The following is a 12383-nucleotide window of genomic DNA, read 5'->3' as shown; positions in this document are numbered from 1 at the left end:
CCGCCCCGCGCCGCCGTCCCTCAGGTGAAGGCGGGCGCGTTGCGCTCCGCCCACGCCGCGAACGGTCGCGGCGCCCGGCCGAGGACCCGCTCCACGTCGGGACTCACCCGCTGCTCCTCCGCGCTGGGCTCGCCCATCACCGACAGCATCCCGTCGACGGCGTCCTCCGGCAGGAACCGCACCAGCTGGGACCGGGCCTCGCTCGCGCTCAGCGCCACGAACGCGACCGGGTCGCCCACCACGCCGGCCAGGGCCCGCACCTGCTCCCGAGGCGACACCGCCACCGGCCCCGTCAGGACGTACGTCCGACCCGCGTGTGCCGCCGGGTCGCGCAGCGCCTCCGCCGCGACGCCGGCGATGTCCAGCGGGTCCACCACCGGCAGCGCCACATCGGCGAACGGAGCCGCCACCGTACGCGCGGAACGGACCTGCTCGGCCCAGAGGAAGGCGTTCGAGGCGAAACCACCCGGCCGCAGCACGGTCCAGGCCAGCCCCGACTCCCGTACCGCCGCCTCGAATCCACGCAGGACGTCGTGCGACACCGAATCGGTCCGCGTCCCCACCAGCTGCGAGGACTGGAACACGATCCGCCGCACCCCGGCGGCCACCGCCGCCGCGACGATCTCGCGCGGATCCAGCTCGTCCCCGAGACCCGCGACGAGCAGGTACACCGCCTCCGCGCCCTCGAACAGCCCCTTGAGACCGTCCACATCGGCCAGGTCCCCCTGCCGGTGAGTCGCCCCCGCGGGCAGCCCGCCGGCCGGCCGACGGCTCACCGCCGTCACGCGCTCACCGGCCGCGGCCAGCAGCTCCACCAGCGGTCGTCCGACGTTTCCGGTCGCTCCGGTCACCAGGATCACAGTTCTTCCCCTCCAGGGAGTCACCGGCGGAGCGCGAGCGCTCCGCCGTCTTCGTGACCTCATCCTGGAAGGCGAACTGGCCATCTTCTGGCCAGTTTCACGGAGTTCTCAGCTCTCCTCGCCGAAGCGCCGCTCGAACTTGGCGATCCGGCCCTCGGAGTCCACCGTCCGCGCGGTGCCCGTGTAGAAGGGGTGGCTCTCGGAGGAGATCTCGACGTCGATCACGGGGTACGTGTTGCCGTCGTCCCACTCGATGGTCCGGTCGCTGGTCGCGGTGGACCGGGTCAGAAAGGCGTACCCGGCCGAGCGGTCACGGAAGACCACCGGGCCGTACTCGGGCTGCTTGTCCTGCTGCACGTGTCCTCCTCGGGCTCACGCCCTGGCTCGTCCGGCCTGATCGGCACGGCACCCCCAGCCTCCCCGTGCCCACGGCGACCGACCAGCGCCACGGGCCCGACCGGGTGACCGTCAGTCGTGTTCCGGCCGGCGCGCCGCGAGCAGCAGCGCGATGTCGTCCGGTCGGGACGTGACCTGCCGGGCGTCCCGGATCACCCGGTCGGCCGCTTCCGCGAGCGGCATCGACGTGGTCGCCGCGAGCGCCCGGCGCAACTGCTCGATCCCGTCGTCGATGTCCTGGCCGGGCTTCTCCACGAGCCCGTCCGTGAACAGCGCGAGCACCCCACCCGGGTCCAGCTGCAGCCGCGTCACCGGATACGAGGCACGGACGTCGATCCCCAGCACCATCCCGCCCGCCAGCTCGACCCGCTCCGTCACCCCGTCCGGATGCATGAGCAACGGCGGCGGATGCCCGGCCCGAACCGCCCGCAGCTGCCCCGACTTCGGATCGAGGAGTACGTAACAACAGCTCGCGAACTGCCCGGGATCCAGGTCGATGAGGAGCCGGTTGGTCCCCCGCATCACGTCCTGCGGCCGATGACCGGCCAGCGCGAAGGCCCGTACGGCGCTGCGCAGCTGCCCCATCGTGGCGGCGGCCGCCACCCCGTGCCCCTGGACGTCACCGATGACGAGCGCGAGGCGTCCCCGCCCCGTCTCGATGACGTCGTACCAGTCCCCGCCGACGTCCATGCCCTGCGTGCCCGGCAGATAGCGGCCCACCGTCTCCACGCCCTCGCGGACCGGAAGCCGGTGGGGGAGCAGCGCGTCCTGGAGGCCGCGCGCGACCGCCGACTCCGTGTCGTACCGCTGGGCCCGCTCCAGGGCCTGCGCGATGAGGCCCGCGAGCGCCGTGAGGACGGTGCGCTCCTCCGAACTGAACCCGCGCGGCCGGTCGAAGCCGAGGATGCAGGAGCCGACCGGCCGGCCGGAGGCGATCAGGGGCAGGAACGCCCGCGCCCCCGAGTGCGCGTCCAGGGGCAGATCCGGATACCTGCGGCCCAGCTGCTTCATCGACTCGAAGAACAGCGGCCTGCCCGTCGTGAGCGTCTCCACACCGGGCACGTGAGCGTCCAGGGCCACGCCGTCGAAGGGTTCGAGGAAGCCCGGCGGGAACCCCGTCTCCCAGGCCAGGTACAGCCGGCGGTCGCTCAGCAGGTAAATGGCCAGCTGACGCCCGCCGAACGCCGGAAGCAGCTCCTCCGTCACGACCGCCGACACCTGGCGGGCCGTCACCGCCTCGGACAGCGCGATCGCCAGGGCCACCGGCCGGTACAGGGCCGAGACCTGGTCGTCGGGCAGGGACAAGGTGTCGGCCGTCGGCCCCGTGGCCTTGGGGTGGTCCCGGGTGGGCCGGCCCGGATCGTTCTCCGGGACCAGGACCATGGTCACGCCGTCCCGCCCGGGGTGGAGGGAGACCGAAAGCCACTGACTCCGCTCGGGGCGGGCCAGGAAACGCACCGGGTCACCGGAGAGCATCGCGGCGCGGAGCTGCTCCTCGTGGAACGGGAGACCGAACCAGGGCAAGGCCTCCCACAGGGGCCTTCCCGCCAGGGCCGCGCGGGGACGGCCGAGCAGCCGCTCGGTGCGCTCGTTGACGTAGGTGACGCGTCCGAGGCGGTCGATCGCCAGGATCGCCCGCGGAAGCCGGTCCGTGGCGTCGGAGCCGATCAGACCCGTACCGAGGTCGACGAGGGTGCAGGTCAGCCGCAGACCGGTGCTGACGCCGCCGATGCCGAGACGGGGCGCCGCTTCTCCCCCTGCAACCGCGCCCGCTCCTCCCGCACCCGTGCTCGTCGCCGCGCCCGGTGAGGTCTTACGCGCCCGCGTGGAGAGCTCGAGCAGGTGCAGGCCTCCGTCCGGGCCCTTCAGCCGGATCCGGCGCACCACGGGTCGCCCGTCCGGCCCCGTCGCCTGCCGGGCCGCCGCCCACAGCGCGTACCCGTCCTCCGGCTCCAGGAGCGAGGTGAGGACGTCGATCGGGCACGGCGAGGGCACGTCGGCGCCGAGGATCGCCAGGAGGCCGGCGTCCAGCGTGACCATGCCGGTGTCGAGGTCCCAGTCGAACGAACCGAAGCGGACCGGCGGCGCGCCCGAGGTGGAGAGCTGTACGCACACCGGGTCGCCGGGCCATTCGAGGGTCGTCCCCTGGCGGGCCAGCTCGGCGAGGGCCTCGCCGAGCTGCAGACCGCCCCGCATCATCCGGTTCCGGTCGCGGGTGTCCACCGGGACCCCGGGCGTCGGCGCCCGCAGCGCCACGAGGACGCCGTACCGTTCCCGACCGGCGACGACCGGCGTGTACAGCGAGGCGAAGGGGAACGGCAGGCTGGCCACCAGCTGCGGAAACCGCCGCATCGCCTCCTCGACGTCATGGAGGTGGACGGCCTGTCCGGAGCGATGGACCTCGGCGATCGGGAAGGGCCGGTTCGTGTGCATGCGGAACCATGGGCGGAACAAGGGACCCGGCAGCCCCACCAGGGCCGCCATCCGCAACAGTCCGGGTGTTCCGGAGCGCAGGTACACCCCGCCGGCGTAGCCTCCGACCTCGTCGACCGCCCGCAGCGCCGCCTCGGCGAGCGTCCAGGTCAGAGCGCCGGAAAGGGGCCCGTCGGCAGCTCCTTTCCCGGACGGACGCCCGCTACTGCCCGCCGGGCCGGGGGCGGTCGTGCCGTGCGAGGTCACACAGCCAGGATGCGCCTCACCGGAAAGGCACCGCATCCCGGACCCCTTCCCTGCCGGGTCCGGACAGGAGGGGTGTTGACCACACGCGTCCGCGCCGTCACACTCGGTCGTCGACCGGCGCCGCAGGGCGCGCTACACCACCTCATGACCAGGGGGCAGGATGACGGGCCGGGTTCTTCCGTACGAGGTGCAGGGCGAGGGTCCGAGGCGGGCCCTCGTGCTCCACAACTGGTTCGGCGACCGCACCAGTTTCGCCCCGCTGCGGGCCCATCTGAACGACGCCTCGGGCTCCTACGCCTTCGTCGACTGCCGCGGCTACGGCGAGGCGCTCGACCACGCGGGCGCGTACACGATGGAGGAGGTCGCGGCCGACGCGTTCGCGGTCGCGGACGACCTCGGCTGGGACTCCTTCTCCGTCGTCGGGCACTCGATGGGCGGCAAGGCCGCGCAGCTGATGCTCCTCGACGCCCCCGACCGCGTCCGTTCGATCATCGGCATCTCGCCCGTCTCCGCGGCCGGCTTCCCCATGGACGGCGAGACCTGGGACCTCTTCGCCGGCGCCGCCGAGAAGGCGGCCAACCGGCGCGCGATCATCGACAACACCACCGGCGGCCGGTACGACGACGCCTGGCTGAGCACCCTCGTCGAGCGCTCCGTGCAACGCTCCTCGGCCACGGCCTTCCGGGCCTACCTGGACTCCTGGTCGCGCACGGACTTCCACGAGCGCGTCCGCGACAACCCGGCCCCCGTGCTGCTCGTCGTCGGCGCCCACGACCCGGCGCTCGGCGCCGAGGCGATGGAGGCGACCTGGCTGCGCTGGTACCCCAACGCGCGTCTGGAGGTCCTCAAGGACGCCGGCCACTACGCGCCCGAGGAGACCCCGCAGGCGCTCGCCGAGGCCATCGAGGCCTTTCTCGCCGCCTGACGGAACCTTCCGGGGCGTCACCGGGGACTTCGGTCCCGGGTGACACCCCCCGGCCGCCGGGCACCCGACCCGTGAAGGGCGCGTGCGCTGCGCGCACCGGCCGGAGGAGCGGAAGGGCGGGAGAGGGATGGCGGAGCGGGGCGCGAGCGGGGCGGGGACGGCGGCGGGGACGGCCGCGGGGTGGCCGCAGGGACGGTCGCGGCGAGAACCTTCACGGTCAGGTTCAGGGTGAGGGTGAGGGTCACGTTCGGGATGAGAGTCAGGGCACGCAGGGTGCCCGAACCCCGGCCGTGGCCCGGAGCCCGGGTGACGGCGGCCAGGGCGGCCGGGGCGGCCGGGGCCAGGACAGGGAACGGGTACTGGTCGGGGTCGGCGGCTCCGACTCCGCGCTGCGGGCCGTGGAGGCCCCGGCGCGCGAGGCCAGGCTGCGCGGTACCGGTCTGAGCGTCGTCCACGCCTTCATCTGGCCGCCGCTCAAGGTGCCCCTCGGCCCTTCCCCGTACGGCCCGCCTGACGGAGGCCTCCGTCAGCAGCCCAGGACATCGTCGACACGGCCGTGGCCCGGGGCCGTACGACCGCCCCTGACATCGATGTCGCCGGGAGATCGTGGTCGGCGAACCGCTCACCGTCCTGGCCACCCGCTCGCGGTCGGCCGCGCTCGTGGTCGTCGGCAGCCGGGGCATGGGTGCCTTCACCGGGCTGCTGCTCGGCTCGGTCGCGCCGTCCATCTCGCGGCGCACGCCGCGTGCCCCCGTCCTCGGCGTACGCGGCCGTGAGCGGGCCCGTTCTGCCGGCGGTCGACGGCTCCGTGGACTCCCGCGCCGCTGTGGACTTCGCCTGCGCGGAGGCGGCCGCCCGCGGCGCGGAGCTGCGCGTGGTGCACGCGTGGACGCCGGCGACGGGACCGGCGGATCTCACGCCGCTCTTCCTCCAGCATGCGGAGTGCCCGGTCGCGGTGGTGCGCGGGGAGGCCGTGGAACGGCCGGGCTGACGGCGCGGCCGCCGTCGCCGGCTCGGCGTCGACTTCGGCATCGGCATCGGCATGGGCGTCGGTACCGGCATGGGCGTCGGCGTCGGCGTCGGCGTCGAGGAATCTCATCCGAACGTCGAAGAGGGCGACGACTTTCGAGGACAGCGGTGCGGCCCCTCGACACCGGATCATCGTGCTCACGACCTCACGGGGCGGGTCCCGCACCGACCCGCCCACGACCAGCAGGAGCACGTTCGATGGGCCTCGCGCAGACGCAGCACCGCTTCCTCGTCCGGCAGAAGGTGACGCCCATGGCCAACCGCTACCTCGTGCACACCGCGGGAGCGGACGGCGAGGAGGGCGAACTCGTCGCCTTCGCCCATCAGAAGAGATTGGCCTTCAAGGAGCACGTCACCTTCTACACCGACGAGTCCCGGCGCCAGGTCCTCTTCACCTTCAAGGCCCGCCAGGTCGTCGACCTCGGCGCGACCTACGACGTCCACGGAGCGTCCGGAACCCGGCTGGGCAGCTTCCGGAAGAACTTCGGCGCCTCCCTGCTGCGCAGCACCTGGCACCTGAGCCGAGAGGGCGCCGAGGGGGAGACGACCGGGCAGGAGCGGAGCGAGGGCCTCGCGCTGCTGCGGCGTGCCTGGGAGTTCCTCCCCTACGCCGACCTGCTTCCCTTCGTCGTGCCCTACCACTTCGACTTCACCGAGTCGGGCCGCTCGGTGATGTCCGTGGAGAAGCTCTTCGGTCTCCGCGACCGGTACGTGCTCGACATAGCGGACCCGGAGCTCGACCGGCGGCTCGCGATAGCCCAGGCGGTGGCCCTCGACGCCCTCCAGTCCCGCTGACGGCCGGCTCACCCGCCCGCCGGGGAAGGGGCGTCTTACCCTGGAGGGACGGGCAGGGGACGGAGCACGGCGTTCCTTCCCGAGCCCGGAGCCGTGCAGGCGGAAGGACGGCGGGCCATGTTCTTCAGTGATCGCACCGACGCCGGTCGGCAGCTGGCCGCCCGGCTCGACCACCTCAAGGGCCATGACGTCGTGGTGCTCGGTCTGCCGCGGGGTGGGGTGCCGGTGGCGGCAGAGGTGGCCGACGCCCTCGATGCCCCGCTCGACATCTGTCTGGTGCGGAAGCTGGGGGTGCCCCAGCAGCCGGAGCTGGCGATGGGCGCGCTCGGCGAGGGTGGCGTACGGGTGGTGAACGAGCGGGTGCTCCACGAGGCCGGGGTCGGGGCGCGTGAACTGGCCGCGGTCGAGGAGCGCGAGCACGCCGAGCTCGATCTGCGGGCCCGCCGCTATCGGGGCAGCAGGCCTTCCGTTCCCCTGGGAGGCCGAACGGTCCTGGTCGTGGACGACGGTCTCGCCACGGGCGCCACGGCGCTGGCGGCCTGCCGGGTGGTACGGGCCCGGGGCGCCGCCCGGATCATCCTCGCGGTGCCGGTGGCGCCCCGCGGATGGACGGCCCGGCTCGGGGGTGAGGCCGACGAGACGGTGAGCGTGCACGCGCCGGAGATCTTCTACGCGATCGGACAGTTCTACCAGGACTTCACGCAGACCCCGGACGCGGAGGTCATCGCCTGTCTCGACCGGATCCGCGCCGCGCACGGACCGGTCGTCCAGGACGCGGACGTACGGATCCCCGTCGCCGACGGTGTCACGCTCGCCGGACGACTCGCGGTGCCCGAGGGCGCGACCGGCATCGTCCTGTTCGCCCACGGCAGCGGGAGCAGCCGCCACAGTCCCCGCAATCGGGCGGTGGCGGGGGCGCTCAACCGGGCGGGACTCGGAACGCTGCTGTTCGACCTGCTCACCGAGGCCGAGGCGGTCGACCGGGCGCATGTCTTCGACACCCCGCTGCTCGCCGGCAGGCTCGCCCGCGCCACGGAGTGGCTCGCCGGGCGGCCGGAGAGCGACGGTCTCCCGCTGGGCTACTTCGGGGCCAGTACGGGAGCGGCCGCCGGGCTGTGGGCGGCGGGCGACCCCGAGTCCTCCGTGGCCGCCGTCGTCTCACGCGGTGGCCGGCCGGACCTCGCGGCCGACCACCTGGCGCGGGTGAAGGCCCCGACGCTGCTCGTGGTCGGAGGCAGGGACGCGCTGGTCCTGGACCTCAACCGGCGGGCCGAGTCGCTGCTGCGCTGCGAGAGCCGGCTGGAGGTCGTGGAGGGCGCCACGCACCTCTTCGAGGAGCCGGGTGCCCTGGAGGAGGTGGCGGAGCTCGCCACCTCCTGGTTCACCGGGCACTTCCGGGATCAGTAGGCGCCGTTGACGTTGTCGATGGAGCCGTAGCGGTCGGCCGCGTAGTTGCAGGCGGCGGTGATGTTGGCGACCGGGTCGAACAGGTCCATCGACGTGCCGGGCACGTGATAGGCCAGGAAGGTCGGCTCGATGACCTGGAGCAGCCCCTTGGAGGGCGTGCCGGCCACGGCGTTCGAGTCCCAGAGGTTGATGGCCTGGGGGTTGCCGGAGGACTCCCGCATGATGTTGCGGTGGATCCCCTCGTACGAGCCGGGGATGCCGCGCTGGGCCATGATGTCCAGCGACTCGCGGATCCAGCCGTCGAGGTTGTTCGCGTACTGGGTGGCGGCGACGGGCACGGCCTGGACCGGAGCGGCGGCGGCCGCGGGAGCGGCGGCCGAGGCACCGGTGGTGGCGACGGCCGGGGTGGCGCTCCGGCGCTCGGAGCGGCTCGCCCGTTCGGTCGTGGCGGTCTTCTTCGCCTTCGTGGGAGCCGCGGCCTTCGCGGGAGCGGCGACCTTCACGGAACCCGGACGAAGCGTCAGTTCGAGGCCCGGGTGAATAAGTGACGGATTGTCACCCACGACGCTCTTGTTGGCGCGGTAAAGACCCTTCCAGCCGCCCTGAATTCCCTTCTTCTGGGCGATCAGAGAAAGCGAGTCGCCACTGACGACCGTGTAGGTGCGCGCGGCGGCGGGAGCGGCGGGAGCCTTCGCGGCGGCCTTCGTGGCGACCGGGGCGGCGGGGGCGGTGATGGTTTTGGCGGCGGTTTCCGGAGCTCCGGAGACAGGCGCGGCGCCGGCCACAGCCGGGGCGATGAGCGGGAGGGCGAGAGCGGCTCCGCCCGTGCCGACGAGCGCGAGTCCACGCGAGACGGGGCGGCGGCGGGGGCGGCGGTGCTTACCGTGAGCAGGCATGACGGGATTCCTCTCCGGCGCCTTCGGGGTGAGCTGTCGGGTTCGGACTGGAGATGTCCGGCCGCGCGCACGCGGCTTCACCCCGAGCCGTTCCGGAATCCGGGCCGGCGTATTCGTGGGTCCCCCGCTCCTGCCGTCGGGTGAAAGGGAGGTATTTCGAACGGTGGCAGGATTCGGCGATCCGCTCGAATGGAGGTGACCGTAGGCCAGTAATGCGACCGAGAACAAGAGGATCTGGGTCCAGGGGTCGGTGAAAGGATCACCGAATTCATGGAATTCAAGATCGAGGGCGACTCCCGCGCATCGAACTTCCTTGTCCCGCACGGCCTGCGCGGATTCCGATCACCGGGGAGTCTTCTGGAAAGTGAGTCGCATCACCAGGTGCTCAATGTCCGAATATGCACGTTAATTCTGTTAATGGGGTAGTGGGCGATAAGGCCCCGTTCGGCCGCGTGGGCACTCAAGGGCATAAGTCGCAAAACCGACATTCCTCGTGAAAGATGGAGTCACCCCGACCGAGGAGCCGCCCGGATGTCGCCCTCCGCCTCCCTGCTCACCCCCGAGACCCTCGACCGTGAGGCCGCCGCCCTCTACGAGAGCGCCACCTGGCAGCGGATCGTCACGGACTGGACCGAGCCGCCGGTGTCCGCGCCCGCCGTGGAGAGCTGGCGTGACCTGCTCACCGTGCCGGTGGAGCGGCTCGTCGCCGACGCGCTCGCAGCGCTGCCGCCGTCCCCTCCCGCCGAGCATCGGCTCCCCGGCCGGATCGGGGCCGTCCTGCCCGACCGGCTGCACGCCTGGCGCCGTGTCGGCCGGCCAGAGCTGCGCCCCTCGGTCCACCTCGGCTACGCGCGCCTCGTGCTGACGGAGTGGGGCTGGCAGAACGCCCCGTACAAGCTGCGAGACCGCCGCGGGGCCCGGTGTGTCTGCGGTGCCCTCCTCGCCGCGCACCGTCTCGGCTTCGGCAGCGCGGCCACGATGAACGAGGCGGCAGCCTGGATCATGGCCGAGCTCCGGTCGCGGGGGTGGCACGAGCTGATCGGGCCGTGGAACCGTGCCCCGGGCCGTACGGCCGCCGAGGCGGTGGCCCTTCTCGACGCGACGATCCACCGCGCGGCGCACGCCGGACGCTGACGGCCCTGACGCCCCATGCCTGATGGCCTGTCCGCAGGTGCGGGGCGGCGCCGAAGCGGCCGCCGCCCCGCATCCGGGGGCGGGATCAGCCGGTGATGCTCGGAGCTCCGGTCTCGATGTGACCGGTGTACCGGCGCGACCAGGTCCCGTCGATGTCGGCCAGAACGGTGAAGTCGTACCAGCCGTTGTTGTAGGCGACCGCGTTGAAGAAGTCCTCCCGTGTGGAGTTGGCCGGGACCGTGTAGGTCCAGGGGCCGTCGGTGCGGTAGGCGTTCGAGCGGATCGTGAAGGTCACCGGTCCGGCCGAGGTGTTGCTCAGCTTGAACCACAGGGCCGTCCGGCCCGTCCCCGCCTCGGTCGCGAACCGGGAGGTCACCTCGATGGCCTTGCCGGCCTTGGAGGCGTCCCCGATGAACCGGCGCAGGAAGCGGTTGGGGCCCATCATCGAGATGTCGTACTTGCCGGACCCCGATCCCAGGCCGATGTTGAAGTAGTCGGTGGCCGTGCCGCCCGGGTCGACGGTGTACTGCCAGGCGGCCGTGTCGCGGTGCTGGTGCGGGTGGATCGAGAAGTGGGCCGCCCGCTTGGCCTCGGTGCCCTGGTTCGTCATCGAGAACCAGGCGAGGATCTTGCCCGCGGCCCCGAACTCGAAGCGGTCGAGATTGCCGTTCACCTGGTACGGCAGGGCGCGGGCCGGCCGGGTGCCGGGCTCCTGTGCGGGCTGGGCGTTGTTCTGGGGCGCCGGGTTCGGCAGCGGACCGCAGGTCGCCTGGCCGATGACCTTAGCCGTGGAGGGAAGGCCGGCCGGTACGCCGTACACCGGATGGGCGAAGTCGAAGACGCCGGTCAGATCGCCCGTCACCTTCCGTCGCCAGGCACTGATGTTGGGGCAGGTGGCCGGGGTGCCGAGGGCGGTCGTCCAGGTCTCCATGAAGCGCAGCACCGAGGTGTGGTCGAAGACCTCCGAGCTGACCCAGCCGCCCCGGGTCCACGGGGACATGACAATCATGGGGACCCGGAAGCCCAGGCCGATCGGTACGCCGTCGAGGTACTCGCCCGGGGTGCCCGGGGGAGCGACCGGCGGCGGCACGTGGTCGAAGAAGCCGTCGTTCTCGTCGTAGTTGAGGAACAGCACCGTCGAGTCGAACACATCGGCGTCGGCGGCGAGCGCGCGGTAGACGAGGTCGACGAAGTGCGCGCCGTCCCCGGGCGGTGCGTAGGGGTGCTCCGAGAACGCCTCGCTCGCGACCACCCACGACACCTGGGGCAGGGTGCCCGCGACGACGTCGGCGCGGATCGCGGCGGCGATGTCGTCCGGGGTCGAGCCGGTCACCTTGGGGACCGAGCCCATGCCGCGGTCGTACAGCGGGTCTCCGGGCCGAGCGTCGGTGAACTTCTTGAAGTACGCGAGACCGTTGTCGCCGTAGTTGTCCTGGGCGTTCTGGTAGACCTTCCAGCTCACCCCGGCCCGCTGGAGTGCCTCGGCGTACGTCTCCCAGGTGAGTCCCGACTCGTCGCCGCCGTCCTTGCTGGAGCCGTCGATCTTCCCGCTCCACAGGAAGGTGCGGTTGGGGCCGGTGGCGCTCAGCGCCGAGCAGAAGTACGCGTCGCAGATCGTGTAGTGGTCGGCGAGCGCGTGGTGGAAGGGGATGTCCTCGCGGTCGAGGTGGCCGAGCGTCCGGGTGTTGCCCACGCCGGTGACCCAGTTGTCGAGGCGGCCCTTGTTCCAGGCGGCGTGCTGCGAGGTCCAGCTGTGCGGCAGGTCGCCGTTGCACTGGGCGAGGGTCTCGCCGTCCACACCGCCGGCGGGCGGGGTGTCGCTGAGCTTCCAGGGGTACTGGCGGCCGCCCCAGTTGGGCTGGTTGAACGTGCCCCAGCCGCCGGGGATGTTGCCCGCGGCGCGGTCGCCGAAGCCCCGTACACCGCGCAGGGTGCCGAAGTAGTGGTCGAAGCTGCGGTTCTCCTGCATGAGGATCACCACGTGCCGGACGTCGGTGAGGGTGCCGGTGGCCCCCCTGGCGGCGGCGGAGGCCCGGGCCGTCGGCAGCGCCGCGCCCGCCACGAGCCCCGCGCCGATGCCGACGAATCCTCTGCGGCTGATGGGAATCATGCTCCGCCTCTCCTGTCACGGTGTGCCCCGGCGGCACGTCGGAGACATGATGAGGGAGGGGAGCTTAAAGGTATACAGCCGTGCGGTAATTAGTGGATTAACAGCCCGGGGCGCCCTGGATCCAAGGGATATAGGGCTGTGGATTGGTCCAA

The 12383-nt window shown here is 72.4% G+C and carries 10 protein-coding genes, 1 pseudogene and 1 riboswitch; of the genes and pseudogenes, 6 read left to right on the top strand and 5 right to left on the bottom strand.

Translation table 11 applies throughout. From position 1 onward, the window contains the following. Nucleotides 1–20 precede the first annotated feature (20 nt). The 3 genes from ACIP8Z_RS06630 to ACIP8Z_RS06620 form a co-directional block, all read right to left on the bottom strand. The gene (locus ACIP8Z_RS06630; RefSeq protein WP_402079564.1) at nucleotides 21–860 is read right to left on the bottom strand and encodes an SDR family oxidoreductase; all 840 of its coding nucleotides are present in this window, start codon (nucleotides 858–860) and stop codon (nucleotides 21–23) included. A 108-nt stretch (nucleotides 861–968) separates the two neighbouring features. Further along, on the bottom strand, nucleotides 969–1217 hold the full coding sequence (locus ACIP8Z_RS06625) for a type B 50S ribosomal protein L31 (RefSeq protein WP_030317014.1): 249 nt from the start codon (nucleotides 1215–1217) through the stop codon (nucleotides 969–971). 111 nt (nucleotides 1218–1328) lie between these two features. Next, nucleotides 1329–3935: a SpoIIE family protein phosphatase gene (locus tag ACIP8Z_RS06620; RefSeq protein ID WP_402079562.1), complete on the bottom strand. Its 2607-nt coding sequence runs from the start codon at nucleotides 3933–3935 to the stop codon at nucleotides 1329–1331. A 160-nt stretch (nucleotides 3936–4095) separates the two neighbouring features. Between ACIP8Z_RS06620 and ACIP8Z_RS06615 the strand changes: the two genes are divergently transcribed. The 5 genes and pseudogenes from ACIP8Z_RS06615 (at nucleotide 4096) to ACIP8Z_RS06595 (ending at nucleotide 8091) form a co-directional block, all read left to right on the top strand. After that, nucleotides 4096–4860 (top strand): alpha/beta fold hydrolase, encoded by a 765-nt coding sequence (locus ACIP8Z_RS06615; RefSeq protein WP_402079560.1) that lies wholly within the window; start codon nucleotides 4096–4098, stop codon nucleotides 4858–4860. A 606-nt stretch (nucleotides 4861–5466) separates the two neighbouring features. After that, nucleotides 5467–5565: pseudogene (locus ACIP8Z_RS06610) on the top strand (universal stress protein); the annotation flags it as partial. A gap of 67 nt (nucleotides 5566–5632) precedes the next feature. Further along, on the top strand, nucleotides 5633–5851 hold the full coding sequence (locus ACIP8Z_RS06605; RefSeq protein ID WP_402079557.1) for a universal stress protein: 219 nt from the start codon (nucleotides 5633–5635) through the stop codon (nucleotides 5849–5851). Between the two features lie 236 nt (nucleotides 5852–6087). After that, entirely contained in the window at nucleotides 6088–6684 is a 597-nt protein-coding gene (locus ACIP8Z_RS06600) for a hypothetical protein (protein WP_402080800.1), read from the top strand. Nucleotides 6685–6801: 117 nt separating this feature from the next. Continuing rightward, nucleotides 6802–8091, top strand: coding sequence for a phosphoribosyltransferase family protein (locus ACIP8Z_RS06595; RefSeq protein WP_402079554.1), 1290 nt, complete (start codon nucleotides 6802–6804; stop codon nucleotides 8089–8091). Here the strand turns inward: ACIP8Z_RS06595 and ACIP8Z_RS06590 are convergent. After that, entirely contained in the window at nucleotides 8085–8987 is a 903-nt protein-coding gene (locus ACIP8Z_RS06590) for a transglycosylase SLT domain-containing protein (protein ID WP_402079552.1), read from the bottom strand. The genes ACIP8Z_RS06595 and ACIP8Z_RS06590 overlap by 7 nt on opposite strands. Nucleotides 8988–8992: 5 nt before the next feature. Next, a riboswitch (cyclic di-AMP (ydaO/yuaA leader) is annotated at nucleotides 8993–9176 on the bottom strand. Nucleotides 9177–9518: 342 nt separating this feature from the next. On the opposite strand from ACIP8Z_RS06590, the gene ACIP8Z_RS06585 reads away from it, so the two are divergent. Beyond that, on the top strand, nucleotides 9519–10121 hold the full coding sequence (locus ACIP8Z_RS06585) for a hypothetical protein (protein ID WP_402079550.1): 603 nt from the start codon (nucleotides 9519–9521) through the stop codon (nucleotides 10119–10121). Nucleotides 10122–10206: 85 nt separating this feature from the next. Here the strand turns inward: ACIP8Z_RS06585 and ACIP8Z_RS06580 are convergent, their stop codons facing one another. Next, nucleotides 10207–12231 carry a phosphocholine-specific phospholipase C gene (locus tag ACIP8Z_RS06580; protein ID WP_402079548.1) on the bottom strand — a complete coding sequence of 675 codons (2025 nt, stop codon included), beginning with the start codon at nucleotides 12229–12231 and terminating at the stop codon, nucleotides 10207–10209. Between the last annotated feature and the right edge of the window lie 152 nt (nucleotides 12232–12383).

The organism is Streptomyces sp. NPDC088553 (assembly GCF_044752965.1).
In the GTDB taxonomy this organism is placed as follows: domain Bacteria; phylum Actinomycetota; class Actinomycetes; order Streptomycetales; family Streptomycetaceae; genus Streptomyces.
This window is presented reverse-complemented; position numbering and strand designations above follow the sequence as displayed.